Consider the following 24,131-nt stretch of genomic DNA (forward strand, 5'->3'; position numbering starts at 1 on the left):
GTTCGTGAACCAAATGGTAACCACCGTGATCACCTAATACGAAATAACCACCGTGGTCCATTGATGTCAATACCACCGTGGTCCATGGTAGCCAAAACGGGAAGGTGAGAAATGAGCCGTGAGGATCCACAACTGAAGCTTCGGCTGCCGGAAGAGTTGAAGCAACGCGTCGTAGAAGCGGCGCGGCGCAACAATCGCTCCGTCAACGCAGAGATCGTGAACTTGTTGGAGGACGCCTTCATTACGGAGGTGTTCGCGGAAAAGATGGAGCGGCTATCTGTCGAGCGCGCGGATCAACGCAGTGCAGCGCAGGCCAAGTCTATCAATTCTCGACTCTCGGAAATCGAGGCCAAGCTAGACCAACTCCTCGCCTTTGAGGATCACTACCGGGAGCAAGCCGAGCATTCGAAGAGTAAACCGTCCGTCGTCGTGCGGAATGAAAAGCCGCTGTCAGCCCGGCGACAGAAGGATGAGGAATGAGCGTCCGCAAGCGCGAGTGGACGTCTCCGAAGGGTGAGGCGAAGAGCGCCTGGGTCGTCGACTACTTCGACATGGCAGGCAAGCGCCGGCTGAAGACATTTCGCCTGAAGAAGGACGCCGAGCGTTTCGCCGCTACAGCCTCGGTCGAGGTCAGGCATGGCACTCACGTCGCCGATAGTGCCAGCGCGACAGTCGAGGCAGCCGGCAAGCTGTGGCTTGCCAGCGCCCGCGCCGCCGGACTGGAGCGCGCGACCATCGACGATTACGAGCGTCACCTTCGTCTGCACCTGGTGCCGCTGATCGGCGCCGCCAAGCTCTCGTCTCTTACGATCGCCAAGGTGCGCGCTTTCGAGGACAAGCTGCGGGAGGAAGGCCGGTCGCCGGCGATGGTCAAAAAGGTGCTCGTCAGCCTCGGATCGCTGATCGCCGACGCCCAGGAGCGCGGCCTGGTGGCGCGCAATGTCGTGCGGGACATGAAGGGCCGACGCGGATCTGGCGAGAAGCGGCAGGAGAAGCGCCAGAAGGGCCGCCTGAAGATCGGCGTGGACATCCCGACCCGGGAAGAGGTCAAGGCACTCCTCGGCGCCCTGACGGGCCGCTGGCGGCCGCTGATCCTCACGGCCGCCTTCTGCGGCCTGCGAGCATCGGAGCTCCGCGGCCTACGCTGGGAAGACGTCGACTTTGACAAGGGCAGGATCCGCGTTCACCAGCGCGCCGACCGGTTCAACGACATCGGCCGGCCGAAATCGGAAACGAGCGAGCGTGCCGTGCCGGCGCCACCGATGGTCATGAACGCACTGCGGGAATGGAAGCTAGCTTGTCCGAAGCGGGACACGGGCAAGATCGACGAGCACGGCCAGAAGATCATGGCGTTCGAGCTGGTCTTTCCGAACGGCCAAGGCAAGGTGGAGCAGCTGAACAACATCCTGCGCCGTGGCCTACACCCGGCATGGATCGCGGCCGGCGTGACGATCGACACCGGCGAGGTAGACGAGAAGGGCAAACCAGTGCATGCCCCCAAGTACACTGGCATGCATTGCCTGCGGCACTTCTTCGCCTCATGGTGCATCAACCGGAAGGAGGACGGTGGACTGGGCCTGACACCCAAGATCGTCCAGGAGCGTATGGGGCACTCGACGATCGCACTCACGATGGACCGTTATAGCCACTTGTTTCCGAAGGATGATGAGGGAGATGAAATGGCCGCAGCAGAACGGACCTTTCTCTCCTGACCTCAAGCTCTCCGCCAGCCACTCGCGTAACGAAGTATCTTCTCACTTGGTGCATGCCCCCGAATCGAGGGCTCTGAGCCTCAGCGGTGGACGAGTTGCCCTGTGGATTACAGTGATAACTCGCCGAATGCGCATCGTTTAGCTGTTTGTTAACTCTCTTCGAAACGAATCGAGGTAGGTTACGAGAACCACGCGGCGATTCTCCTGATCAGCCCCGTGGGAGGAAGTCGCACTTTGGCTTTTACTTCGCCTTGGTAGCGAGCCCAGGTAAGAGATCTGATGCGTTCTTTAGCCTCTTCGGGCGACCGGGCAATTATCTCTATACCCCACTCCGAACCATCGTGCCGGTACTCAAATAGGTATCGGTTGTACCCACTGTCTGAGCTTTGAAAGGAAACAGACATGTACTTCATCCTCTATAAGGATACGGTAAATCAGTGGCGCTGGACCTTGTTCGCGTCCAATTCCAAGAAAATCGCCAATTCCGGTGAAGCATACTGGAACAAGGCTGACTGCATGGCGGCAATCAACCTTGTGAAGGGTTCCGGATCAGCGCCCGTTTACGAACGCTGATCCGATTCGGTTAATGGGTGATTAACCTCGAGGCCCCACTGCAACTGGGGCCTCTTTTCTTTTAGACCAAATCAGTTGACATAGCCATAACATATTGAATCAAAAAGGTGAATCACAGTTCGTCCACAGGTTATCAACAGATTGAAAAACAACCGAAAAAGCGTTTCCTGTTGACGCAAAATAGCTATTTTCAGTCTTGCCACTTTTCCCGGCCGCACGGTCATTGTGCGCGCAAACGTCAGTGACCTACCGAGGCGATATTCACCGATCCGAGGACTACAGCGCCCATCGATTGCAACATGACTGCAACATGGAGCTTAAGAAGCCCAACCCATAAGGCGATCGCAGCGGCTTCCTAATCTGGGGGTCGCGCGTTCGAATCGCGCCGGGATCACCATATTTCTCAGGCCTTCGTCAGCATCGGCGTTCCCCGCATTCCCGTCGCGTTCTCGACTTCATGTTGCATCTACGTTCTTGGCGGCGCGATTCTTCACACGCAGCTCGGCGCCGAGGCGGATCATTTCCAGCGTCTGCGGCTATAGTGGGTCATCGTCTGGATGCTTTTGTGGTTGGCTTGGTGCCTTCTCGCACAGCTCGACAGGGATGTTTCAAGAGCCGGACTCTATGCAGATGAGGCGCGGCTGGTCGCCTTTCTGCGGACGAGGGAGAAGGAAGGTAAATGACGAAGTACCGGACGATCTCCTCGCCCGGTCCCCGAATGTCAGGCCAGCTTCTATGCGGCCGTGTTCACTGCGCTTTCGGCGAGTTTCGTCAGCCCTCGTCGGTCTTCGCTTCCTCGGTGAACGTCTGCTCGAGCAGTCTCACCGCGTCCCTGTAGCCGAATTTCTCGGCCCGTGAACGAAGCTCCCGTACCCGCTGATCTCGTAGTTCTCAACCGCCTACACGGCCCCGCCAACAATCCCGCGTCCAGCGCCGACGCGGCCTTGAGTTTCCGGCAGCGATAAAGCGATTGTTGATCAGCCGCCTCAGGGCCGCGCAAGAGCCCGAAGAGCGTTCAAAATGACGGCAACGTCGATAACCTCCTGCAGGATCGCGCCTTCGACGGGAGGCAGGTAACCGAAGGCCGCAAAACCCATTGCCACAAACGAGAGCCCGATCCCCACGGCGACGCTTTGTAGCGCGATCATGCGGGCGCGGCGGGCGAGAGAGACTGCGATCGCCAGCGGGCCGAGATCGTCGACCAGCAGCACGACATCGGCGGCTTCGGAGGAAGCTGCTGCGCCCCGGGCGCCCATGGCGACGCCGACGTCCGCTGCAGCAAGCGCGGGCGCGTCGTTCACCCCGTCGCCGATCATCATCACGGGCGCTCGTTCGCGCTCCCTGACCACGATGTCCACCTTGTCGTTCGGCGCCAGGTCCCCGTGCGCCGTGTCGATGCCCAGCCTGGTGCCGACCGCCCGGACGACGTCCGCCCGATCGCCAGACGCCAGGACGAAACGAGAGACATCGGCGTCGCGAAATGCCGCGATCGTCTCCAAGGCATCGCCCCGCACCTGATCCGACAACAGAATGATCCCGGCTACCGCCCCGTCCATGCTGACGGCGACAACGGCCGATCCGGGCGGAATGCTCTCGCCAAGGTCGTACGGGTCCCCGGTTCTGGAGTGCTCCTTGACGAAATTGCTGCCACCGACCACCAGCCGGCGCCCGTCGACCGTGCCTGCGATGCCGCTGCCCGGCGTTTCGGTGACATCCGTCGGCTTGCTGAGTGCGAGCCCCCGCGCCTTGGCCGCGGCAACAAGACTCTCGGCACTGGCGTGATTGGATGCCTGGTCGAGCGAGGCGGCAAGCCGGAGCATTTCACTCGCCTCGACACCGTTCACGGTGCGGATATCGATGACGCCTGCCCTCCCGGTGGTCATCGTTCCGGTCTTGTCCAGGATCGCGGTTCTGACGCGAGCGAGGGTTTCCAGCGCTCCTCCGCTCTTGATCAGAACGCCGATCGAAGCGGCACGCGACATGCCTGAGATGATCGCGACGGGCACCGCAAGGATCAACGGACAGGGCGTGGCAACAACCAGGACGGAAAGCGCACGGAGCCGATCGCCGGTAAGCCACCAGGCCGCACCTGCTATGATGACAGTCGCCATCAGGAACCACAACGCATAGCGATCGGCAAGCCGCACCATCGGTGCCTTGCTTTCCTGTGCGCTCTTCACGAGCCGGACAATGCCCGCGTAGGTGCTCTCGGCAGCAGGCAGGGTGGTGATTAGGTCGAAGGCCGCACCGCAGCCGACACAGCCGCTCGGCACCTGGTCGCCCTCGAAGAACCGGACCGGCATGGATTCCCCGGTGAGCGCCGACATGTCGATATCCGCCGCGGGAGCAGCAAGAACGCCGTCGACGGGGATCACCTCCCCACGCCTGATGAGAACGCGGTCACCGGGTACGAGACGCTCGATCGGGACCTCTTCCAACCTGTCACCACAATAGCACATGGCAGTGCGAGCGACCCGGCCTAGCAGTGCCGTCATCTCACGACGTGCCCGCCCCTCTGCAAAGTTCTCGAGCTGCTGCCCACCCGCATACATGAGTGCCACAATGTTGGCGGCCAGCGGCTCGTTGAAGGCAAGTGCGGCGGACATCGAAAGCGCGGCAACCACATCGAGCCCGAACTGCCGCTGCAGAAGCGAGCGCACGATCTCCACCAGGAGCACCGCGAGAACGACCGATCCCCCGGCAAACCAGAATTGTGCCGAGAGCGAAGCGGCGCCAGACCACTGCGCGAAAGCGCCGCCGGCCAGTGTCAGCAGGGCGAGGATAGCGAGGAGAGGTCTGCCATTCTTCTCAAGAAACCGCGACAGCGCGCTCACGTCTTCCTCACTGCATCGTTGAGCGCCGACCCGTTGCACCCAAGAGCTAAAGCTTGCTGGCGCGCACATTCCCTTGTAGACGCATTTGCAAGGGAAGCAATCTCCGGAATTTGGAATGATCATGAGAACCGAGGTGCCGCGCCGTCTGACCGTTCTCGGTTCGACCGGCTCGATCGGCACAAACACGCTCGACGTCGTCCGCCAACTGGGAGGCCGCGACGCTTTCGAGATCATGGCGCTCACCGGGAATGGCAATATCGAGCTTCTGGCGGAACAGGCCCGGAAGTTCGGCGCACGTCTCGCGGTGACGGCCGACGAGAACCGTTACGCAGCCCTGAAGGACGCGCTGTCCGGCAGCGGCATCGCGGTCGCGGCCGGCGTGAGCGGCCTCGACGAGGCAGCAGGGCTCGATGCCGACTGGGTGATGGCGGCGATCGTCGGGACTGCCGGTCTTGCGCCCACTCTCCGCGCGGCTCGCCGTGGCGCCAATATCGCGCTTGCCAACAAGGAATGCCTCGTCTCCGCCGGCGAGCTCTTCCTCGATGCCGTCAGCAGTGGTGGCGGGCTGCTGATCCCCGTCGACAGCGAGCATAGCGCCATCTTCCAGTGCCTCGACAAGAGCCAGCGGCATGCGCTGGAGAGGATCATCCTGACAGCATCCGGGGGACCGTTCCGGGCTTACACCCGCGAGCAGATGGCAGGAGTCACGCTGCAGGCGGCACGCTCGCATCCGAACTGGTCGATGGGACTGAAGATCTCGGTCGGTAGTGCTTCGATGTTCAACAAGGCCTTCGAAATGATCGAGGCTAAGCACCTGTTCGGTGTCCGTCCCGACCAGATCGAGGTCGTCGTCCATCCGCAGTCCGTCATACATTCAATGGTGGGCTACGTTGACGGCTCGGTCATCGCGCAGCTCGGCACGCCGGACATGCGCACGGCCATCGGTTACGCCCTTTCCTATCCGAACCGATCTGCGCTGGATGTCGAGCGGCTCGATTTTGCGAGGCTGGCACGGCTCGACTTCGAAGCTCCGGACGAGGCACGCTTCCCGGCGCTCCGCCTCGCCCGAACGGCGCTCGAACGCGGCGGTCTTCAGGGCGCCGTACTGAACGGCGCGGAAGAGGCCGCCTTCGCGGCCTTCGTCGCCGAGCGGATCGGTTTCCTCGATATGGCGGACGTGGTCGAGGCGGTCATGGACCAGTTGGCGGGCCTTGGATCCGCCGACGAAATCGCCGACGTCGTGCAGGCCGACGCGGAAGCGAGGCGGCGTGCCCGCGACGTGGTCAGCAGAATGGCAGCGGCCTGACGTCTTCTCGAAGGACTTCACGCCTCCACGTATATGGCCCTTCTGATCCGTTCCGGGTAAAGCCCCATGCAGCCCTCGAGCGCGGTGTTCGTCAGGTTGACGACCGTGAGCTTGCGTGCCGGATCGATGAACCAGGTGCCGCCATAGACGCCGCCCCAGCGGATCGCACCGGCCGGCAGGCAGGTGCCCGCCAGTGCCGGGTCGGAGATGATCCCACCCAGGTATCCAAAACGCATTCCCGGATCGCCCGCGACATCGCCAATCTGGCTTGAAAGAGCGGCTGCCGCAGTCTCCGGTGATACGATCGGGCTGCCTCCCTGACGAAACGCCTCGAGCAGCTTCAGAATGTCGCCTGCCGTGCCGGCCATCCCCGCGCCCCCGGACTGGAACGCCTTCGGATTGAATATCCGCGCGGGGGAGAACGGTGCGCGCCACTCCGCCTCGTCTCCGGGGATCCAGGGGTCAGGCATCCTTATGGGGCGCTCCGTCCCGTCCGCATAGGCGATCGACAGGCGCTTCGGATCGGTCACATGAAAACGGGCATCGTCCATCCGCAGCGGACCGGTGACATGGTGGATGACGGCTGCCTCCAGTGTATCGCCGTGAACGGCGGCTATGAAGGCGCCGAGGATGTCGGTGGCGTGGGAATAGGCCCAGCGGGCGCCGGGCTCAAAGGCGAGCGGCACGGCGTTGCAACGGCTGAAATTTTCCTCAAGCGTCAGATCCGTATTGGAAAGACCGAGACTCACTGCGCGCTCCGGCGGAAGACTTTCCAGCGCAGGATCGTAGACGAGCCCCGAGGTGTGGGTCAGCAGATGATGGACCGTGATGCGCGGCTCGCGCCCGTCCGCAGTCCTGGGTCTGAACCAAGGGAGGATATCCGAGACAGCGTCATCCAAGCGGAACAGCCGCGCCTCGATCATCGCCAAGGCGGTCGCGGCAACGATCGGCTTGGTCACCGATGCATAGCGGAAGATGGTGTCGAGGCTGACCGGGATTTGCGCTTCGCGGTCGGCATATCCTGCAGCCTTGCGAAGAAGTGGTGCTCCATCCTGGTAGACGAGGACGACCGCGCCAACAACCTGCTCTTCCCTTATGGCCTCATCGACCGCCCGGCCGACACGCTCGGCAATACCCATAACCTGTAGCCTCCAAACGAAAAATGCGGATCATGTGACATGATCCGCATCGAAATGGAAACGGCAACTGGTCGATCAGGCGACGGCGCGGGCGAGAGCGCAGCGCGACCAGAGCTGGTGCAGGGCGCCGACGAGTTTCTCGAGATCATTGTCGGAATGCAGCGGCGTCGGGGTGATGCGCAGGCGCTCGGTCTTCTTGGGCACCGTGGGATAGTTGATCGGCTGCACATAGATGCCGAAGTTGTCGAGCAGGAGGTCAGAGATCCATTTGCACTTGGCCGCGTCACCCACGATGACCGGCACGATATGGCTCGGGTTGACCATGTGCGGGATACCGCGGGCATCAAGCATGGAACGCAGGCGCCGGACACGCTCCTGATGGGCGAAACGCTCGATCTGGCTGGTCTTCAGATGGCGGATCGATGCGACCGCGCCGGCCGCGAGCGCCGGTGGCAGCGCCGTGGTGAAAATGAAACCAGAGGCGAAGGAGCGGACGAAGTCGCAAAGTGCGGCAGACGCAGCAATGTAACCACCCATCACACCAAAAGCCTTGCCGAGCGTGCCTTCGATGACCGTCAGACGATGCATGAGGCCTTCCCGCTCAGCGATGCCGCCGCCGCGCGCGCCATACATGCCGACAGCGTGGACCTCGTCCAGATAGGTCATCGCGCCATACTTGTCGGCAATGTCACAGATCTCCTTGATGGGGGCGATGTCGCCGTCCATCGAATACACGGATTCGAAGGCAATGAGCTTGGGGGCATTCGGATCAGCCGCGGCAAGCTTCGCCTCGAGGTCCTTCACGTCATTGTGCTTCCAGATGACACGCTCGCATTTGGCATAACGGATGCCTTCGATCATCGAAGCGTGGTTGAGCGCGTCGGAAAAAATGATGAGACCAGGGATCTTTTGGCCGAGGGTGCCGAGAGTCGCCCAGTTCGAGATATAGCCGGACGTGAAGATCAGCGCCGATTCCTTGCCGTGCAGATCGGCAAGCTCGCGCTCGAGGAGGACGTGGTAGTGGTTGGTGCCGGAAATATTCCGCGTGCCTCCCGCACCCGCGCCACAGTGATCGATGGCCTCTTTCATGGCTTCGATCACCGTCGGGTTCTGTCCCATGCCGAGATAGTCGTTGGAGCACCAGACGGTGACTTCCTGCTCACCCTGCTCCGTGTAGCGGGTGGCTCGCGGGAAATTGCCCCTCTGTCTTTCAAGATCGGCAAAGATGCGGTACCGGCCTTCTTCATGCAGGCCCGCCAATTCGCTCTTGAAAAACGCTTCGAAGTCCATCGCCAAGCTCCAGTATGTCCTCATCCCTTTTGGGATCGTCGGGGCGTGCGGTCAACCCCGGCATTGTAAATTCGTTCTAAACTGCGACAAAAGGCTCCGGCCCTTACGTCCCTTCAAAACACACTGCTACGCGATCGTGGCGCCCTCAGATTTGATCTACGTCAAGCAACAAAAGGAAAGGGCGGCCACCGCCGCCCTTTCGTCGATCTATCGCCGTCTCAACACGCGGTGACTGCGCGCTTGGCCATGACACGGATAAGGTTTGCCCGGTACTCGGCGCTACAGTGCATGTCCGACATGAGGTCGTCCGTGTCGACCGCCACATTGGAGACCGCCTCCGGAGCCCAGTTGGCCGACAAGGCCGCTTCCATTCCCTCGTGACGGAAAACGCCGTTCGAGCCGGCCCCCGTCACGGCGACCCGAACGCCACCGTCCCCCTTGGAGACGAAGACGCCCGTCATCGCGAAGCGGGACGCCGGGTTGGAGAACTTCACGTAAGCGGCTTTTTCCGGTGCCCGGAAACGCACCGCGGTGATGACCTCACCGTTCTCGAGGGCGGTTTCGAACAGCCCTCGGAAGAAGTCGTCTGCGACGATTTCGCGACGGTCCGTCATGATGGTCGCACCGAGCCCCAGCATGGCGGCCGGATAGTCCGCCGCCGGATCGTTGTTGGCGATCGAACCGCCAATGGTGCCGAGGTGCCGCACATGCGGATCGCCGATCATTCCGGCCAGGTTGCAGATCGCCGGGCAGACCGATCGCAGGAGCTCGGACGAGGCGACCTCCGCATGAGTGACGCCGGCACCGATCGTCACGTTGCGACCGTCGACGCGGATGCCTTTGAGCGAGGGAATGTGGCGAAGGTCGATGAGATCACTCGGCTGCGCAAGCCTCTGTTTCATGGTGGCGACCAATGTCTGGCCACCTGCCACATACTTGCCGTCCTCTGTTGCGGCGATAAGCCTACCCGCCTCATCGACCGAGGAGGCGCGATGGTAGTTCGTTGCGTACATGGTCTCCATCCCCCTTTAGATCTGAGCCTGCATGGCGCGCCAGACAGCCTGCGGCGTGGCCGGCATGTTAAGGCGATTGTTGCCGATCGCATCGGTGATGGCGTTGATGAGCGCCGGCGGCGAACCGATAGCCCCGGCCTCCCCGCATCCCTTGATGCCGAGCGGGTTGCCCGGACAGGGCGTGCACTGATGCGAGACGTTGAAGGATGGCAGGTCGTCCGCTCGCGGCATGGCGTAGTCCATGAAGCTTGCGGTCAGCAACTGGCCCGTTGCGGGATCGTATTCGACGTTTTCGAGCAGCGCCTGACCGATGCCCTGCGCGATGCCGCCGTGTACCTGGCCTTCGACGATCATGGGATTGATGATGTTCCCGAAATCGTCGGCCGCGACGAACTGGATGATGGTCGTCTTGCCGGTCTCCGGATCGACCTCCACTTCACAGATGTAGCAGCCAGCCGGGAAGGTGAAGTTCGACGGGTCGTAGAAGGCGCTTTCCTTCAGGCCCGGCTCCATGCCGGCCGGCAGATTGTGCGCGGTGTAGGCGGCAAGCGCCACCTGGAACCAAGGTAGCGACTTGTCGGTACCAGCGACTTTCAGTTCGCCGTTCTCGACGACGATGTCGCTCTCGTCCGCCTCCATAAGGTGAGCGGCGATCTTCTTGGCCTTCGCCTCGACCTTGTCGAGCGCCTTGACGATGGCCGACATGCCGACCGCCCCCGACCGGGACCCGTATGTGCCCATACCCATCTGCACCTTGTCGGTATCGCCATGGACGATCGAAATGCTGTCGATCGATACCCCGAGGCGATCCGCAACCAGCTGGGCGAAGGTCGTTTCATGGCCCTGGCCGTGGCTGTGCGAACCCGTCAGCACCTCGATCGTGCCGACGGCATTCACCCTGACTTCCGCCGATTCCCAGAGACCGACACCGGCGCCGAGCGACCCGACGGCCTGTGACGGGGCGATACCGCACGCCTCGATATAGCAGCTCATACCGATCCCGCGCCTCATGCCTCGGCGCTCCGCCTCCGCGCGGCGCGCAGGGAAACCACTCCAGTCTGCGGCAGCCATTGCGGCCTCGAGCGAGGCCTCGTAGTCACCGGCGTCGTAGGTCATGATGACCGGCGTCTGGTAGGGGAAGCTGCGGATGAAGTTCTTCCGGCGGAGTTCCGCGGGAGAGAGACCGAGTTCCCTCGCTGCGGTCTCCACCGTCCGCTCGAGCAAGTAGGTCGCTTCAGGACGTCCGGCTCCGCGGTAGGCATCAACCGGCACCGTGTTGGTGTAGACGGTCCGGACATTGCAGTGGATGGCAGGAATTGCGTACTGACCGGAAAGCAGTGTCGCGTAGAGATAGGTCGGCACAGAGGACGAGAAGAGCGACATATAGGCGCCGAGATTGGCAATCGTGTCCACCTTCAGGCCGGTGATGTGGTTGTCCTTGTCGAAGGCCATCTTGACCTTCGACACATGGTCGCGGCCGTGGGCGTCCGTCATGAAGGCTTCCGAACGGTCGGCCGTCCACTTGACCGGAACTCCGGTCTTCTTGGAGGCCCAGAGACAGACGATTTCCTCGGGGTAGATGTAGATCTTCGATCCGAAGCCGCCACCGACATCGGGCGCAATGACCCTCAGCTTGTTCTCCGGCGCCACGTTGTAGAACGCGCTCATGACGAGGCGGGCCACGTGCGGGTTCTGGCTGGTCGTGTAGCAGGTGTAATGATCCTCGGCCGCATCATAGATTCCGAGTGCCGCGCGCGGCTCCATTGCGTTGGGAGAAAGGCGGTTGTTGCGGATCTCGATTTCCGTAACGTGAGCCGCCTCCGCGATCGCCTTGTCGGCGGCCGAGCTGTCGCCGATCTCCCAGTCGAAGATCAGGTTGCCGGGCGCTTCCGGATGAATTTGCGGTGCCCCTTCGCGGAGTGCACTGACGGCGTCCGTGACGATCGGCAGTTCCTCGTAGTCGACGACCACGGCTTCGGCGGCGTCACGTGCCTCGGCAACCGAATCTGCAATAACCACCGCAACCGCATCACCGACATAACGCACCGCGTCATGGGCGAGCGGACGCCACGCACCCATCTTCATGGGCGAGCCGTCCTTGGAATAGATCATCCAGCCACAGATCAGGTTACCGATCCCGTCAGCCAGCAACTGCTTGCCGTCGAGGACGTCGATCACCCCCGGCATTGCCTTGGCGGCGCTCGTGTCCACGCCCGTGACGCGGGCATGCGCATAGGGCGAGCGCACGAAATAGGCATACTTCATGCCCGGGACGACCATGTCGTCCGTGTAGCGCCCCTTGCCCGTCAGAAATCGCTTGTCTTCCTTGCGCGCGACGCGCGCGCCAATTCCTTCAACACCCATGATATCCTCCCGATGGCATTTCGGCGGCCCGACAGCTGCAGACGACGATCAGCGGCAAGCGGCCGGCAAGTCGACGTTTCTACTCGGCAGCCTGGCGGCCGGCATGCATCTCGGCATTGGCGGCAAGGACGGCTTTGACGATATTGTGGTACCCGGTGCAGCGACAGATGTTGCCTTCGAGTTCATGGCGAACGGTCGCCTCGTCGAGCGCGCCGCCATGGCGACTGATCATGTCGACGGCAGTCATCACCATGCCCGGCGTACAGAAGCCGCATTGCAGACCGTGATGCTCCTTGAACGCCGCCTGCACCGGATGCAGTTCGCCGCCGGCGGAGAGCCCCTCGATTGTCGTGATCTCCGAACCAGACGCCTGGACAGCAAGGATGGAGCAGCTCTTGATGGACTTGCCGTCCATATGCACCACGCACGCGCCACATTGCGTGGTGTCGCATCCGACGTGGGTGCCCGTCAGCCCCAGCTTTTCCCTGATGAATTGGACGAGAAGCGTGCGATCGTCACAATCGCCGCTGACTGTGCGGCCGTTCACCGACAGCGTTACTTTAGCCATATTGTTCCTCCTCGTGTCTCTCCAGGACACCCGAGTCATCATTTGTCTTTTTCCAGAGCGGATCAACTGGTACTTCGAGGGGGAACGGCATTTTTATTTGCCGCAACGCAGCAACCGAACAGCTTTACTGTGTCCCTGCGAACACTGCGACAACGGTACGTGATCACGGAGATTTGAATTCAATGGACTTTCCCATTTTGAAGGCTATTCTTTGTGCCGCGATCGCAAGGACGGATTGATATCTGCCGGCGGATACGCGAGTGATGCAGTGACCGGTCATCCGGAATGCGTAAAACCATTGGAGAAAAGTCATGAAAAAGGCTCTTGTGCTTGTACTGATCGGCCTTTCGGTCGCTGGTTGCACACAGACCGAGAAGGGCGCCACCATCGGCGCCGCCTCGGGCGCAATCATCGGCGGTGCGATTACGGGTGACGTCCGCGGCGCAGCCGTCGGTGCGGCCATCGGCGGCGCGTCGGGGGCAGTCATTGGCGCTGCCAGCGAGCCTGGCAAGTGCTACTACCGCGATCCTCGCACCGGCCGTCGTTACGTCGATTACTGCTGACGCGGCTACTGATCGCTTCCGCCGAGGCGGTGAAGTCCCGGCAAACAAGCCGGGACTTTTTTCTTTTCTAGGGTGTCCTGAAGCGATATCCCTTCCGCAGTCTGCATCTGAAGTTGCTGTTTAGCGAAGCGGAAACGTCTCTCGGATAGGATGACCCGACATACCAACGTTGCGTACACCGATCGGATCGACATTGCCGAATTTGAGTTCTGCGTTTCGGGGGGCCGGGGGCGCCTTGACGGTCGCAGCAACGGTTTTGTTTTGCCTTGGCTCGGCTAGTGACGCCTACGCCTTCAAGATTTTCGGAATCACGCTGTTCGGCGACGACAAGGCTGATGCCGATATCGTTGATCCACTGCGCTATAGCGTCAATCTGGACACGGACGGCTCCGACCGGGAGCTTGCACGCGCCATCGAAAGAAGCTCACTTCTCGTCAATCAGTCGGACAGCCCGGTTTCCGGCGACCTCGGACTCGTCATCAAGGCACGCGACGATCGCGACAGACTGATAGCCACACTGTACGAACGCGCCCATTACGGAGGGGTCGTCACCATCACGATCGGCGGCCGCAAGATCGACGATCTGCCACCGAACCCGAAATTCGACCGGTCAGGTCCGGTGCCGGTCACCCTTCGCGTCGACCCCGGCCCGGTTTTCACACTCGGCGACATCCGCCTCGAAGGAGATGCGGCACGTCTCGACCCCGGCCGCTACGAGCTGCGTCCCGGTGGCGATGCCGGATCGCTCGTGATCATCAAGGCCGCCCGGCTGATCGTCGACGACCTCAAGACGGAGGGGCGCCCGCTTGCGCGCCTCACGGAGCAGCAGGTCGTCGCAGATCACGAGTCGCAGACGGTCGATGTGGTGCTCGGCGCGGAAAGCGGCCCCATCGCACCGATCGGACCAGTCACCATCTCGGGCGAAAAGGCCGTCGATCCAGACTTCATCCGACGGTATTCGCGGCTCAACCAGGGAAAGCCCTATACTCCTGAGGACATCCGAAAGGCGTCGGAGCGGCTGCGCAAGCTTGGCGTCTTTTCGAGCGTGACGATCAAGGAATCGGAAACACTTGCTCCGGATGGCTCGCTGCCACTCGGCATCACCGTCTCCGAAGGCAAGCACCGCTATTTCGGCTTCGGCGCATCGATTTCCACGATCGACGGTGCCGGACTGCAGGGATACTGGGGCCACCGCAATCTGTTCGGGCAGGCAGAATCTCTGAGGATCGAGGGGTCTGTCGGTGGTCTCGGCAATTGGAACGGGATCGAGAACCTCGATTACACCGCCGGCATCTCGTTCGTGAAGCCCGGCGCCTTCGTACCTTCCGGCACACTCGACGCCAGCATCAAGGGTTCGACAATCACGACGGAATCCTATGACGCCAGATCGGTGGTTGCGCGCCTGGGCTACTCCTACGAACTCAGCGACAAGGACACTCTGTCCGCCGCGGCGACGCTGAGCTTCGACGACATCGACGACGCGTTCGGCAACAATCGCTATGTCACGTTTGCAGTGCCGGTCGACTACGTCCGCGATACCCGCGACAACACCCTCAATCCGACAGAGGGATATCGCGCCACGCTCTCCGCAGCACCGAGCTACGAGATTCTCGAAGGGACGATCTTCTCGTCTTTTGAGGGCTCGATTTCCGGCTACCGCGGCTTCGGTGCAGACGATCGTCTCGTACTTGCCGGCAAGCTCGCGGCCGGAACACTGATCGGCGGCGACGGCCTCGCCAGCATGCCGGCAACGCGCCGCTTCTATGCCGGAGGCGGCGGCTCGGTTCGCGGCTACGCGTACCAGGAAATCTCCCCGTACAACAGCAGCGGCGATGCGACCGGCGGGCGGTCCTACGTCACGGGCTCCGTCGAGGCACGCCTCAACGTCACCGATACGATCGGTATCGTGCCGTTCCTCGATTTCGGTACCGTATCCACTGAGCTCTATCCCGATTTCTCCGATGTCCGCCTCGGGGCCGGCATCGGACTACGATACAATACAGCCTTCGGGCCGATCCGGCTCGACGTCGCCCTGCCGCTCGATCGCTATGATGGCGGCAGCCGTTACGGCATCTATGCCGGGATCGGACAGAGCTTCTGACGCCGCCTACCGCCACATCGAAAGGGAAGACGAAGAACCGCGATGCAATTCCTGACCCGCCTGACGAAATGGATCCTTCGCCTTGCGGCCTACGTCGTGGGAACGACGTTGGCGCTGCTGGTCGTTGCAATTGTACTCGGCGGGTTCACCTCTTTCGGCGGGAGACTGTTGTCGGGCTGGATCGCGGAGCTCGCCTCCACGCCGGATCGCCGGATTACGATTTCCGATCCGGGGCCGTTGCTGTCCGGACGGCTTCGCGTCGGAACGGTCACGATTGCCGACACGAAGGGAACCTACGCCACTGTCCGGGATCTCGCCGTCGACTGGACTCCGTCGGCACTGCTTGCCGGACGGTTCCGCGCCGATCGCATCGCCGCAACGGCGATCGAGATCGACAGACAACCAATTGTGACGCAACCTCCTACACCGTCAGGCGCCCCCTTCCGGCCGCCGCTGGCGATCGACATTGCCTCGGTTGCGGTGGGTGACGTCTCTCTCGGGAGCGAACTGGTGGGGAAGCCAGTGACCTTTTCCCTTGCAGGTTCCGGGCTCGCCGATGCTGATCAGATCGCGGCTAAGATCGAGGCCCGACGCAGGAATGTTGCCGGTTCGGAACTCGTTGCGGACCTGCTTTACGCTCCGGCAGACGATCGCCTGCGCCTCAAGGCGACTGTCGCGGAGCCGGCCGGCGGACTCATGGCCGGCTTGTTGCGCCTTCCCGGTGAACCTGCCCTCAAGATCGCTATAGATGGAGACGGTCCGCTATCCGACTGGCGCGGCACGGTCTCAGCCGACGTCGACGGTCAACCGACGATCTCGGTCACAGCGACGCACCGCATAGTGGCGGAGAATCGCCGGCACGTGACGCTCGAGGGCGACGGCCAATTCGATCGGGTTTTGCCTCCCTCCCTGCGCAGCCTCTTCTCAGGTCGGACTCGGATCGACGTCGCGGCGGCAATCGCACCGTCCGGCGCCGTCGAAATCGAAAGCGGCGCGGTAACATCCGCGAGCCTCAAGCTCACCGCCTCGGGAACCTTCGATCCCGCGGGCCAGAACGACCTGCGGGCACGCCTCTCCGGCATCTCCGGACCGGTCGCCCTTCGCTGGGCGGGTGACAATCGCACCGTCGAGACGGAGATCGAGAGCGCGGAGTTCTCCATCAACGGACCCGCATCGGCGGCCGCGCTGGACCTCAGGGCGCAGCTGCAATCCCTCGCCACGACGGAGGGACGCCTGAACGACGTCACACTCTCTGCGAAAAGTACGGCATTCGACCTCGCCGAGCGGAAAGGCCAACTCGACACGGCAATATCGGTCAAGGCAGGTACGTTTTCGAGCCCCTCCCTGAACCGCGCCGTCCGTCCGCCGCTGACCATACATGCGCCGCTCGCCTTTTCATCCGGGAGCATCGGCTTCGACGGCTCGACCATCGAGAGCGCGTCCGTCGGCGGCAAGATCGACGGAAGCTATTCGCTGGAAGGTGGCACTTTGTCGTCCCACCTCGCCCTGTTCCTCCTGCCGGATGTTCTGCCTGCGAGCGTCGCGTCAAAGTTCAGCGGAACGATCGGCCTGGCCGGCGATCTCCAGTTCGCGCCGCCGGGCGCCGTAAGCCTCGACAACCTGAAGGTCACCTCGGACGTCCTGGAGATGTCGGGCAACGGCGCGCTCACATCCGACAATCAGATTACGGCCGACCTGCAGGGCAAGATCGCCGACATCGGCCATTTCATCGCCAATACGGAAGGCGCGGCAGACTTCACCGTTTCCGCCTCCGGCCCTCTCGACCGCCCGAAAGCGCGGGTGGCGCTGAACGCCACCAAGGCGAAAGCGGCGGGACGGACGCTGGAAGACTTGACCGTCGAGCTGGAGGGAACTGCAAGTCCCACAACTCCGACAGGCCAGCTTAGGATGTCCGGTCAATTGGACGGGCAGACCATCAGCGGCAGCGCAGATCTTGTCCCCGCGAATGGTGGGACGAACATCCCGGCGCTTTCGGTCGTCGTGGGCCCGAATCGTGCGTCTGGCTCGATGTCGTTCTCGCCGCAGTTCACCCCGAGCGGCGAACTGACCTTCGATTTTCCGGACATCGGTCTGCTTGCCGCGCTGGCCGGTCAGCAGGCCGCCGGCGATCTCAAGGGTAATGTGACGATTGGAGATGACAAGGGGCGGACGAGCCTGAAGGTCGTGGCGAGCGGCTCCACTCTAAGCCGCGACGGCGTCGTGGCGACCAGAGCCGATATGAACGTCGCGATCACCGATATCCCGACGCTGGCAGCCAATGGGTCGGTTCGCGCGCAGTCACTCAAGGTCGGCGGCCAGGTGATCGAGACCCCCCTCCTGTCCTTCACGCGTGAAGGTTCCGAAACGGGCATCAAACTCGAAGCACGCTATGACAACGCACCCGTCCTTTTCGAAGGTGACGTAGTGGAAACGACCAATGGACTGACCGTCGGTCTAAAGGAGCTTTCGGCCGCGCCGCGCGGGATACCTCTGCAACTCTCCGCTCCTACATCCGTGGACATCGTCAACGGCGACGCAACTCTGCGTTCCGCAACCCTCTCTGTGGGTGGGGGCACTGTCGCACTCAACGGAAGGGCCGGACGTACGCTCGATCTGAGTGTTGCGCTCAACAACATTCCGGCCGCATTGGCCAACAACCTGTCACCCAATCTCGGGGCAGGGGGAAGCATTTCAGGAACGATGACCGTCAACGGTCGGGTAGCGGCGCCGGTCGTCGATTACACATTAGACTGGCGGAACGCGGCTGTCGCACAGACACGCTCGGCCGCCCTCGGTGACTTGAACGTCAATGCACGCGGACGTTTCGAAGGCAGCAGGCTGACGATCGATACGCGGACAACCGGCGCCGGAGGCGCCGTGCTGACCGGCGGAGGATCGCTTGTCGTGTCCGGCAGGCAGGATGTCGACCTGCGCTTCGCCGGCGATCTGCCCTTCGCGACGCTGTCGGGCCTTCTGTCACAACAGGGCCTCGTGCTGGAAGGGACAGCAAATGTCCAGCTCACGGTGTCTGGCAATCTCCGCGGTCCCGTTGTCGGCGGCAGACTGACGACAAGCGGCGCGCGGCTCATCGACGTGCGGAGAAATCTCACCGTAGAAGCCCTGGCAGCAACGGTCACACTTGCCGAGAACCGGGCGACGATCTCTGATCTCACGGGGCGTCTGGTGAGTGGCGGCACCGTGTCCGGCTCGGGCACCATCGACATCCGTTCTCCGGGACTGCCGGCCGATGTCGAGATCAAGCTCGTCAAGGCCGTCTACGTCGATGGTATGCTCTTCCACTCGACGGTCGACGGCACGCTCGGACTGCGCGGTCCCCTTCTCTCCGGACCGGTGCTGTCCGGATCCCTGGCGCTGTCCGACACCGCAATCACCGTGCCCGAACGACTTCCCGCAAGTCTCGCCGAGCTCGACGTCAAGCACAGGAATGCTCCCCCGGCGGTGCGCGCCCAAACGGCCGCATTGCGACCGACAGAGGCGCGTGGCAGCAGTTCCAGCATCCGGCTCGACCTTGCCATATCCTCGCCTTCACGCGTTTTCGTGCGCGGCAGGGGCATCGATGCCGAACTCGGAGGCTCGCTCACCCTGAGGGGAACGGCCACCGATCCCGACGTCAGTGGCGCTTTCACGCTGCTGCGCGGGCGCCTGACCGTTTTGACCAAGCGCCTGGACTTCACCCGGGGCACGATTACCTTCGGGGGCGGCCTCATCCCCATCCTCGACATGGAAGCCACCACGACATCCGGCAGCACGACGATCACGGTGACGCTCTCGGGGTTGGCGAACAATCCGCAGGTTGCCTTCTCGTCTTCGCCGGCACTGCCGCAGGACGAGATCCTTGCGCAGCTCATCTTCGGTCAGTCGATGACCCGGCTGTCAGCGCTCCAGATCGCCCAGCTCGCAGATGCCGTGGGACAGCTTGCCGGCGGACAGACATCGCTCTTCAGCAGCCTGCGCGGCGCGATCGGCATCGACAACCTCGACATCACGACCGATGAACGCGGCCAGGCGCAGTTCCGTGCCGGAAAATACCTGAACGAGCGGACCTATATCGAACTCGACCAGGGTGCCGACGGTACGGGCCGAGCCACCATCAATCTCGATGTCGGGCGTGGCGTCAAACTGAAGGGCGAAGCCGGAGGCGACGGCTCCGGCGGTGCCGGCATCTTCTACGAAAAGGAATACTGAGCCCGGCAGAGCTTCCGGTCCTATTCCGCTTCCCCGCCAATTGAATACGGCGATCAGTAGCTCACTTTGCTGGTCTTCAGGAGAATGTTGCTCTCGGTGGTATTGATGCCTTCGATGAGGCGGATGCGCCGCAGCGTCTCGTCGAAGGACGCGAGATCGCGATCCTCGAGTTCGGCGACGAAGTCCCACCGGCCATTGGTGCTGTGGAGTGCACGCACCTCGGGCAAGCCCCGTAGTTGATGGGCGACCTTGTCTGCGAACTTGCCGACGACCTCGATCATCACGATCGCGCGGACGCCGGCCGCGCGCAGCTCACTTCCGGTTTTGATGGTGAAGCCTGCGATGGTACCATCTGCAACCATGCGATCGATCCGTGCGGAGATGGTGGCGCGCGAGGCACCGGTCATCGCCGCAAGCGATGACACAGCGATTCTGGCATTGTGGCGCAATGCGCCGAGTATCGCGTGATCGAGGTCGTCCAAGGGTCACAATCCGTCAGAATGGCCTGTCATTTTGCGAAACTTAGCTTCCTTTTCGACATTTTTCCATCTTTTTGCCGACGCGGTGCGCAGGGATAATCCTCGCCAGAAGACAGGGAGTAGCGGATGCAGGAACAGCAGAAGGCGGTGACACTGATCGGGGTGCCGATCGAGGAAGGTTCCGGCCGCGGTGGCTGCGCGATGGGACCGGCAGCCCTCAGGATTGCCGGCATTGGTCAGATGCTGCAGGAACTCGGATACCGCGTCAGCGATGCGGGTGACCTGCGCCCGGGACCGGCAGCCGACCTTCGGACGAGCCCGAAGGCGAAGAATCTTCCGATTGTCGGCGCCTTCACTCGTCTGTTGGAAAAGACCACTTTCGATGCTGCCTGCGCCGGTAGCTTGCCGGTAGCGCTCGGCGGCGATCATAGCCTGTCGATGGGCAGCGTTTCCGGCATGGCCCGCTACGCCGCACAGGTCGGCCGGCCGCTCTTCGTTCTTTGGCTCGATGCGCACGCCGACTTCAACACGCCGGAGACCTCTCCATCCGGCAACATGCATGGCATGCCGGTCGCCTTCTTCTGCGGTCAGGCCGAGTTCGCCCCTATCCTTCCAGCCGACCGGCCGTTCGTCGACCCGAAGCAGGTCTATCAGGTCGGCATCCGCTCTGTTGACGAGGAGGAGCGCGTCGCGATCGCCACAAACAAGGTCAATGTGTTCGACATGCGGGCCGTGGACGAGGACGGTGTCGGCGCAATCATGCGCAGGATTCTCGCCGAGGTCGGGCGCAACAACGGCCTCCTGCATGTGAGCCTCGATGTCGATTTCCTCGATCCGGACGTCGCTCCCGGTGTCGGCACCACGGTACCGGGCGGAGCAACCTTCAGGGAGGCCCATCTCATCATGGAGATGCTGCACGATAGCGGGCTCGTCTCCTCGCTCGACCTCGTCGAACTGAACCCCTTTCTGGACGATCGCGGCAAAAGTGCCCGCGTCCTCGTCGATCTCGCGGCGAGCCTTTTCGGCCGCCGCGTCCTCGACCGCCCCACCCGCTCCGCCTGAGTCACAAGGAACGCCACCATGTCCCGGACAGCCGAACTGATTGCCACCGAACACCGTCTCGGCGCCCATAACTACAAGCCGCTCGACGTCGTACTGACGCGAGGCCAGGGCGTGCATGTCTGGGACAGCGAGGGAAACCGCTATCTCGATTGCCTGTCGGCGTATTCCGCCGTCAACCAGGGGCACTGCCACCCGCGCATCCTGGCCGCGATGACCGAACAGGCCTCCAAGCTTACGCTGACCTCGCGCGCCTTCCGCAACGACCAGCTCGCTCTCTTCTACGAAGAGCTTGCAGCGCTGACCGGCTCCCACAAGATCCTGCCGATGAACTCGGGCGCCGAAGCCGTCGAAACGGCGATCAAGGCGGTACGCAAATGGGGCTACGAGGTGAAAGGCGTCGAGAAGAACAAGGCCGAGATCATCGTCTGTTCGGAGAATTTCCACGGCCGCACGCTGAGCATCATCAGCTTCTCGACCGATCCGGACGCCCGCGAAGGCTTCGGTCCTTACACGCCGGGCTTCACCATCGTACCTTTCGGTGATGCCGCCGCATTCGAGGCCGCCATAAGCCCGAACACCGTCGCTGCCCTCATCGAGCCGATCCAGGGCGAGGCCGGCGTCATCATTCCTCCGGCCGGCTATTTCCGCCGCGTGCGTGATCTCTGCACAGAGCACAACGTCACACTGATCCTCGACGAGATACAGACCGGGCTCGGTCGAACCGGAAAGTTGCTGGCGGAAGAGCACGAAGGGATCGAGGCGGACGTGACCTTGATCGGCAAGGCCCTCTCCGGCGGCTTCTATCCTGTCTCCGCGGTGCTTTCGAACTCAGAAGTGCTCGGAGTCCTTCAGCCTGGCCAGCACGGCTCGACTTTCGGCGGCAACCCACTCGCCTGCGCGATCGCTCGAGAGGCGCTGAAGGTACTGGTCGAAGAAGGCATGATCGAAAACGCCGAAAGGATGGGAGCCTACTTCATGGAGGGGCTTCGGTCGATCCGTTCCAACATGATCCGGGAAGTCCGCGGGCGCGGCCTGATGATGGCGGTCGAGCTCCTGCCCGAGGCAGGCGGTGCCCGCAAGTACTGCTACGCCATGAAGGACCACGGCATTCTCGCCAAGGACACCCACGTCAATACCATTCGCCTCGCGCCACCGCTGGTGATCACCAGGGACCAGGTGGATTGGGCAATCGAGAACATCGACGCCGTACTGTCGAAAGGCGCGTGAAGACGGCGGGCCTTTGGCCGGTGCGGGCTGCAGCTCTCCTGTGCCGTCTCGGGTTTAGATTTGAGCAACACTCTTCCGCTACGGTGCAAAGAGCGAGACGAGATGTAACTGCCGCAGCCCGGTCCGTCGCATCGCCGGTACGCGTTTTCACGGCATGAGCAAGGACGTTTCGGCGCCGGCGCTCTGCGAACGACAAAAGGACTGGGAACACACTGATGGCAACGACGATAAACTCCACGACCTTCGGCGGCGATACCCTCGAGATCATCGCCTTCCGTCTTCACGATCAGGAATTCTGCGTGAAGACAACGACCATTCGCGAAATCCGCGGCTGGGCGCCTTCGACCCCCATTCCGCATGCGCCGGCCGACGTGATCGGCGTCATGAATCTGCGCGGCTCGGTGATCCCGATCATCGATCTTGCCTACAAGCTCGGCATGAAGAGCACGGTCGCCAATGAGCGCAGTGCGATCGTCGTCGCCGAAGTTCACAACATGGTGATCGGCATGCTCGTCGACCGCGTCTCCGACATTCTGACGATTCCGAGCTCCCAGGTTCAGCCTGTACCGGAAATTTCGGCTTCGTTCGACAAGTCCTTCTCGGAAGGTATCATCGCCACCGAGAACGGCATGATCTGCTTCCTGAACCTGTCGAAGATGTTCAAGGGCACGGAAGCCGACGACCTCGCCGCCTGATCGCAGCCCGCGATATCTTGATCTATGGAGCCCGGCGCTATCGGTAGCGCCGGGTTTTATTGCGTGCGCGCCCCGTCCTTCGTCCGGTGAGTTGATCGCGGACAGGGCCTGACGTACGACAGGGCAGACAGAATCGTCTGAGGTTTCAACGTCATGCAACTGCTTCTCATCCACACCGGCGGCACGATCGGCATGGCGCCCGGGCCCGACGGCCTCGCTCCGGTCAAAGGCCTCGTCGAAAAGGCACTCGCGGAGCGGCTGCCGGCGGGGATCGCGCTCCACACCCACGTCTTCGACCCGCTGATCGACAGCGCCGATATGGGGCCGGATGGATGGAATGCGATCCTGTCGGCCATCCGCGCCTATCCCGACGTACCGGCCATCGTGACCCATGGCACCGACACCATGGCCTTCACCGGCGCCGCCCTTTCGCAGGCGCTTGCCGGAGAAGGCCGCAGGGTCATTCTTTGCGGTTCCATGACGCCGCTCGACATGGGTGGTGATGCCGAAGGCAATCTTGCCTTGGCGATCGAGGCGGCCATGAAGACAGGCGAAGGTGTACATTTGGCTTTTGCGGGCTCGCTGCTGCCGGCGGACGGCCTTGTGAAGCACCACAGTCACGCGGCCCTCTCCTTTCGCTCGCAGCCGCAACTGAAGCAACCGACGCCGTCAAGGCGCAGCTTCTCCGCCCGTCGCCTCGCCATCCTGACGCTTTCGCCGGGCCTGCCGGCTGAGGCGCTGGAAGCCAGCCTCGCCACGCTGGACGGCGCTGTCCTGCGGGTCTTCGGTGCCGGCACGGCGCCATCGGACCAAGCGATCCTGAATGTTCTTGCCGAGGCCGTCGCCGCGGGCAAGCGAATCCGTGCGGTGAGCCAATGCGAGGCGGGCGGCTTGACGCCCGGAACCTACGCCGCGGGTGCCGGCCTTTGGGCAACCGGCGTCGAGAACGGCGGACTGGAAACGCCGGAAGCGGCACTCATCCGCCTTTGGCTCAACTGA

Annotated in this window: 18 protein-coding genes; 11 read left to right on the top strand and 7 right to left on the bottom strand. The window is 62.5% G+C overall.

Going from position 1 to position 24,131, the window contains the following annotated elements:
* Positions 1 to 111: 111 nt before the first annotated feature.
* The 3 genes from NHF53_RS19435 (at position 112) to NHF53_RS19445 (ending at position 2,285) form a co-directional block, all read left to right on the top strand.
* Positions 112 to 480, top strand: coding sequence for an Arc family DNA-binding protein (locus NHF53_RS19435; RefSeq protein WP_252835660.1), 369 nt, complete (start codon positions 112 to 114; stop codon positions 478 to 480).
* Positions 477 to 1,712 (top strand): site-specific integrase, encoded by a 1,236-nt coding sequence (locus NHF53_RS19440; RefSeq protein ID WP_252835661.1) that lies wholly within the window; start codon positions 477 to 479, stop codon positions 1,710 to 1,712. The genes NHF53_RS19435 and NHF53_RS19440 overlap by 4 nt, the downstream gene beginning before the upstream one ends.
* A gap of 402 nt (positions 1,713 to 2,114) precedes the next feature.
* Positions 2,115 to 2,285, top strand: a complete 171-nt coding sequence (locus NHF53_RS19445; protein WP_252835662.1) for a DUF1508 domain-containing protein — start codon at positions 2,115 to 2,117, stop codon at positions 2,283 to 2,285.
* Positions 2,286 to 3,271: 986 nt separating this feature from the next.
* On the opposite strand, the gene NHF53_RS19450 is transcribed toward NHF53_RS19445, so the two are convergent.
* On the bottom strand, positions 3,272 to 5,119 hold the full coding sequence (locus tag NHF53_RS19450) for a heavy metal translocating P-type ATPase (protein ID WP_252835663.1): 1,848 nt from the start codon (positions 5,117 to 5,119) through the stop codon (positions 3,272 to 3,274).
* A gap of 115 nt (positions 5,120 to 5,234) precedes the next feature.
* Here NHF53_RS19450 and dxr point away from each other — a divergent pair, with 115 nt between their 5' ends.
* Positions 5,235 to 6,425, top strand: coding sequence for a 1-deoxy-D-xylulose-5-phosphate reductoisomerase (dxr, locus tag NHF53_RS19455; RefSeq protein ID WP_252835664.1), 1,191 nt, complete (start codon positions 5,235 to 5,237; stop codon positions 6,423 to 6,425).
* Between the two features lie 17 nt (positions 6,426 to 6,442).
* Here the strand turns inward: dxr and NHF53_RS19460 are convergent, their stop codons facing one another.
* The 5 genes from NHF53_RS19460 to NHF53_RS19480 form a co-directional block, all read right to left on the bottom strand.
* Positions 6,443 to 7,564, bottom strand: coding sequence for a serine hydrolase (locus tag NHF53_RS19460; protein WP_252835665.1), 1,122 nt, complete (start codon positions 7,562 to 7,564; stop codon positions 6,443 to 6,445).
* Positions 7,565 to 7,639: 75 nt separating this feature from the next.
* Entirely contained in the window at positions 7,640 to 8,854 is a 1,215-nt protein-coding gene (gene hemA / locus NHF53_RS19465) for a 5-aminolevulinate synthase (protein ID WP_252835666.1), read from the bottom strand.
* Between the two features lie 218 nt (positions 8,855 to 9,072).
* Positions 9,073 to 9,867 carry a xanthine dehydrogenase family protein subunit M gene (locus NHF53_RS19470; RefSeq protein ID WP_252835667.1) on the bottom strand — a complete coding sequence of 265 codons (795 nt, stop codon included), beginning with the start codon at positions 9,865 to 9,867 and terminating at the stop codon, positions 9,073 to 9,075.
* Positions 9,868 to 9,882: 15 nt separating this feature from the next.
* Positions 9,883 to 12,231: a xanthine dehydrogenase family protein molybdopterin-binding subunit gene (locus NHF53_RS19475; protein WP_252835668.1), complete on the bottom strand. Its 2,349-nt coding sequence runs from the start codon at positions 12,229 to 12,231 to the stop codon at positions 9,883 to 9,885.
* A gap of 79 nt (positions 12,232 to 12,310) precedes the next feature.
* Complete coding sequence (locus NHF53_RS19480) at positions 12,311 to 12,799, bottom strand: (2Fe-2S)-binding protein (RefSeq protein ID WP_252835669.1); 489 nt, start codon at positions 12,797 to 12,799, stop codon at positions 12,311 to 12,313.
* Positions 12,800 to 13,110: 311 nt separating this feature from the next.
* On the opposite strand from NHF53_RS19480, the gene NHF53_RS19485 reads away from it, so the two are divergent.
* The 3 genes from NHF53_RS19485 to NHF53_RS19495 all read left to right on the top strand — a co-directional run bounded on the left by NHF53_RS19485 (position 13,111) and on the right by NHF53_RS19495 (position 19,669).
* Complete coding sequence (locus NHF53_RS19485) at positions 13,111 to 13,362, top strand: YMGG-like glycine zipper-containing protein (protein WP_252835670.1); 252 nt, start codon at positions 13,111 to 13,113, stop codon at positions 13,360 to 13,362.
* Between the two features lie 235 nt (positions 13,363 to 13,597).
* The gene (locus NHF53_RS19490) at positions 13,598 to 15,463 is read left to right on the top strand and encodes an autotransporter assembly complex family protein (RefSeq protein WP_252835671.1); all 1,866 of its coding nucleotides are present in this window, start codon (positions 13,598 to 13,600) and stop codon (positions 15,461 to 15,463) included.
* Positions 15,464 to 15,505: 42 nt separating this feature from the next.
* A complete protein-coding gene (locus tag NHF53_RS19495; RefSeq protein ID WP_252835672.1) occupies positions 15,506 to 19,669 on the top strand; it encodes a translocation/assembly module TamB domain-containing protein in 4,164 nt (1,387 codons plus the stop codon).
* Positions 19,670 to 19,722: 53 nt separating this feature from the next.
* On the opposite strand, the gene NHF53_RS19500 is transcribed toward NHF53_RS19495, so the two are convergent.
* Entirely contained in the window at positions 19,723 to 20,151 is a 429-nt protein-coding gene (locus tag NHF53_RS19500; protein ID WP_112686517.1) for an Lrp/AsnC family transcriptional regulator, read from the bottom strand.
* Positions 20,152 to 20,274: 123 nt separating this feature from the next.
* Between NHF53_RS19500 and rocF the strand changes: the two genes are divergently transcribed.
* The 4 genes from rocF (at position 20,275) to NHF53_RS19520 (ending at position 24,131) form a co-directional block, all read left to right on the top strand.
* On the top strand, positions 20,275 to 21,210 hold the full coding sequence (gene rocF / locus NHF53_RS19505; RefSeq protein ID WP_252835673.1) for an arginase: 936 nt from the start codon (positions 20,275 to 20,277) through the stop codon (positions 21,208 to 21,210).
* A gap of 18 nt (positions 21,211 to 21,228) precedes the next feature.
* Positions 21,229 to 22,437: an ornithine--oxo-acid transaminase gene (gene rocD, locus NHF53_RS19510; RefSeq protein ID WP_252835674.1), complete on the top strand. Its 1,209-nt coding sequence runs from the start codon at positions 21,229 to 21,231 to the stop codon at positions 22,435 to 22,437.
* Between the two features lie 215 nt (positions 22,438 to 22,652).
* The gene (locus NHF53_RS19515) at positions 22,653 to 23,132 is read left to right on the top strand and encodes a chemotaxis protein CheW (RefSeq protein ID WP_112686511.1); all 480 of its coding nucleotides are present in this window, start codon (positions 22,653 to 22,655) and stop codon (positions 23,130 to 23,132) included.
* Between the two features lie 153 nt (positions 23,133 to 23,285).
* Positions 23,286 to 24,131 carry an asparaginase domain-containing protein gene (locus tag NHF53_RS19520; RefSeq protein WP_252835675.1) on the top strand — a complete coding sequence of 282 codons (846 nt, stop codon included), beginning with the start codon at positions 23,286 to 23,288 and terminating at the stop codon, positions 24,129 to 24,131.

The sequence above is a fragment of the Ciceribacter sp. RN22 genome, assembly GCF_024054295.1.
GTDB classification, from domain to species: Bacteria; Pseudomonadota; Alphaproteobacteria; order Rhizobiales; family Rhizobiaceae; genus Allorhizobium; species Allorhizobium lividum.

Bases quoted from the DNA above. Each gene is read 5' to 3' on its own strand.
- NHF53_RS19435 (WP_252835660.1), top strand. From the start codon at position 112: ATGAGCCGTGAGGATCCACAACTGAAGCTTCGGCTGCCGGAAGAGTTG.
- NHF53_RS19440 (WP_252835661.1), top strand. From the start codon at position 477: ATGAGCGTCCGCAAGCGCGAGTGGACGTCTCCGAAGGGTGAGGCGAAG.
- NHF53_RS19445 (WP_252835662.1), top strand. From the start codon at position 2,115: ATGTACTTCATCCTCTATAAGGATACGGTAAATCAGTGGCGCTGGACC.
- dxr (WP_252835664.1), top strand. From the start codon at position 5,235: ATGATCATGAGAACCGAGGTGCCGCGCCGTCTGACCGTTCTCGGTTCG.
- NHF53_RS19460 (WP_252835665.1), bottom strand. From the start codon at position 7,564: ATGGGTATTGCCGAGCGTGTCGGCCGGGCGGTCGATGAGGCCATAAGG.
- hemA (WP_252835666.1), bottom strand. From the start codon at position 8,854: ATGGACTTCGAAGCGTTTTTCAAGAGCGAATTGGCGGGCCTGCATGAA.
- NHF53_RS19470 (WP_252835667.1), bottom strand. From the start codon at position 9,867: ATGTACGCAACGAACTACCATCGCGCCTCCTCGGTCGATGAGGCGGGT.
- NHF53_RS19475 (WP_252835668.1), bottom strand. From the start codon at position 12,231: ATGGGTGTTGAAGGAATTGGCGCGCGCGTCGCGCGCAAGGAAGACAAG.
- NHF53_RS19480 (WP_252835669.1), bottom strand. From the start codon at position 12,799: ATGGCTAAAGTAACGCTGTCGGTGAACGGCCGCACAGTCAGCGGCGAT.
- NHF53_RS19485 (WP_252835670.1), top strand. From the start codon at position 13,111: ATGAAAAAGGCTCTTGTGCTTGTACTGATCGGCCTTTCGGTCGCTGGT.
- NHF53_RS19495 (WP_252835672.1), top strand. From the start codon at position 15,506: ATGCAATTCCTGACCCGCCTGACGAAATGGATCCTTCGCCTTGCGGCC.
- rocF (WP_252835673.1), top strand. From the start codon at position 20,275: ATGCAGGAACAGCAGAAGGCGGTGACACTGATCGGGGTGCCGATCGAG.
- rocD (WP_252835674.1), top strand. From the start codon at position 21,229: ATGTCCCGGACAGCCGAACTGATTGCCACCGAACACCGTCTCGGCGCC.
- NHF53_RS19515 (WP_112686511.1), top strand. From the start codon at position 22,653: ATGGCAACGACGATAAACTCCACGACCTTCGGCGGCGATACCCTCGAG.
- NHF53_RS19520 (WP_252835675.1), top strand. From the start codon at position 23,286: ATGCAACTGCTTCTCATCCACACCGGCGGCACGATCGGCATGGCGCCC.